This is a genomic window from Streptomyces purpureus, assembly GCF_014648195.1.
GTDB classification, from domain to species: domain Bacteria; phylum Actinomycetota; class Actinomycetes; order Streptomycetales; family Streptomycetaceae; genus Streptomyces; species Streptomyces purpureus.
On sequence record NZ_BMQQ01000005.1, the window covers coordinates 26401 to 28187 of the forward strand.

Here is a 1787-nt window from a genome sequence, read left to right on the forward strand (position 1 = left end):
AAGTGCGTGCCGCCGTCGATCCGGACCTCGGTGCCGGTGATGAACCGGCCGTCCGCGGAGGCCAGCATCGCGACGACACCCGCCACGGTCTCGGGCCCGGCGAAGCCCTGGCCGAGGGCGGGCGCGAGCTTCATGAAGAGGGACATGTCGGCGTCGGCGGGCAGGCCGGGTCCGACGCTCGCCCGGCTGGCGCCCGAGCCGTCCGTCATGCCGGAGGAGATGGAGCCGGGCTGGACGGCGGTGAACCGGATGCCCTGGCGGGCGTACTCGCTCGCGAGCGCGTGCGTCATGGACTGGATGCCGCCCTTGCTGGCCGCGTACGCCGCCATGTAGGGGTGCGCGAACACGGCCGAGGTGGAGCTGAAGTTGACGACGGCCGAGTCCTGACCCTCCAGCAGGGCCGGTATCGACTCACGGATCATCAGGAACGTACCGGTCAGGTTGACCGCGATGATCCGGTTGAAGTCGGCGAGGGTCGTCTCGTGGGTGTGCGAGGAGCGCAGGATGCCGGCGGCGTTGACCAGGACGTCAAGGCCGCCGAGGGCGGACACGGCGGCGGCGACGCCGTCCCGTACGGAGGTCTCGTCGGCGATGTCGACGACGAGGGTGGTGAGCCGGCCCTCGTGGCCCGCGGCGGCCGCCTGCTCCGCGGTGTCCTTGAGGCCCGCCTCGCTGACGTCGGCGGCGACGACCCGGCCGCCCTCGGCGAGCAGGCGCAGGACGGTGGCCTGGCCGATGCCGGATCCGCCGCCGGTGATCAGGGCGCGGCGGCCTTCGTAGCGGTTCATGTCCAACGACCTCTCGGGACGGTGCGGGTACTGCCGTTCACTACACGGTACGCCTTCCTGGCACGTTTTGTCATCCCTGCATGACGTGCAATGCGTGCACGTGCGTACGCTTTGCCGGGTGAGCACCCAGCAGCCGCCGACGCCGCCCCTCTCGCTGACCGAGCGCCGCAAGGCCGCGACCCAGCTCGACATCGCGCGCGCCGCCGCGGAGCTCTTCACGGAGCAGGGCCCCGACGGCACCACCGCCGAGGAGATCGCCCAGCGGGCCGGGGTGGCCCTGCGCACCTTCTACCGCTACTTCCGCTCCAAGCAGGACGCGGTCGCGCCGCTCCTCGCGGCCGGCGCGGACCGCTGGCGCGACTCCCTCGCCGCGGCCCCGCCGGGCTCGACCGTCCCCTCGGCCCTGGAGTCCTCCATCGCGGAGGCCCTCGCCGGCCGGGACGACGCCGCCGCCGAGGGGCTGCGCCGCACCCGCGTCCTGCTCCGCGCGGCGGCCGAGGACCCCGCCCTGCGGGCGGTCTGGTACCGCGTCAACCAGGAGTCCGAGGAGAAGCTGCTCCCCGTCGTCGCCACCCTCGCGGGCCCGACCGCCGACCCCCTGGAGGTCCGCCTCGCCGCGGCGGCGGCCACGGACGCGATCCGCGTCGCCCTGGAGACCTGGTCCCAGACGGACGCCCCGGTCACCGGCCCGGGCTCCCCGTCCGACCTGGCCGTACGCTGCCTGCGCGAACTGATGGGCGGCATGGGCCCGCTGACGCCGGAGGCCTAGCGGGCGACGGACCGGGCCGCCGGAACCGCGCGCCGGCCCCGGCGTCCACGCGGCGCGGGGCTCCGGCGACGGGCAGGCCGGCTTCTGCGCGGGCGGCCAAGCCGGCAACCGGCCGGACGGCCACGAACCGCGCGCCGGACGCGACGTCCGCGTGGCGCGGGGCTCCGGCGACGGGCAGGCCGGCTTCTGCGCGGGCGGCCAAGCCGGCAACCGGCCGGACGGCCACGAAC

2 protein-coding genes are annotated in these 1787 nt (G+C 75.3%); one reads left to right on the forward strand and one right to left on the reverse strand.

Going from position 1 to position 1787, the window contains the following annotated elements; all coding sequences use genetic code 11:
- On the reverse strand, positions 1-788 hold a 788-nt coding region (locus tag IEZ01_RS08790; RefSeq protein WP_189200844.1), incomplete at its 3' end, for an SDR family NAD(P)-dependent oxidoreductase.
- 118 nt (positions 789-906) lie between these two features.
- Between IEZ01_RS08790 and IEZ01_RS08795 the strand changes: the two genes are divergently transcribed.
- Positions 907-1557 (forward strand): TetR/AcrR family transcriptional regulator, encoded by a 651-nt coding sequence (locus IEZ01_RS08795; RefSeq protein ID WP_019885683.1) that lies wholly within the window; start codon positions 907-909, stop codon positions 1555-1557.
- Positions 1558-1787: the final 230 nt, after the last annotated feature.